Raw genomic sequence first — 246 nt, forward strand, 5'->3', positions numbered from 1 at the left:
TTGCTCGACTCATGGCTCTCACGTCCTAACTTCTTCTTTCGCTTTCCTTGAGGTGACTTCACCTCATCCATTTTTGTCACCGTTCCAAGCACAGGGATACCTAAGTAGTTCTCAATGTCTTCCTCATGACGAATCGTCTGATCCAGGTATTCGAGTAAAAAGGCCAATCCAACGGCTGTCATCAAACCAACCACAAAGGCGATCGCCATATTAAGCGGCGGATTCGGGCTCACAGGTACTGGCGGG

Annotated in this window: 1 pseudogene; it reads right to left on the minus strand. The window is 49.2% G+C overall.

What is annotated here, in order from left to right:
* Window positions 1-246: pseudogene (locus BLT_RS22540) on the minus strand (capsular biosynthesis protein); the annotation flags it as partial.

This window comes from Halalkalibacterium ligniniphilum (genome assembly GCF_000334155.1).
In the GTDB taxonomy this organism is placed as follows: domain Bacteria; phylum Bacillota; class Bacilli; order Bacillales; family Bacillaceae_D; genus Halalkalibacterium; species Halalkalibacterium ligniniphilum.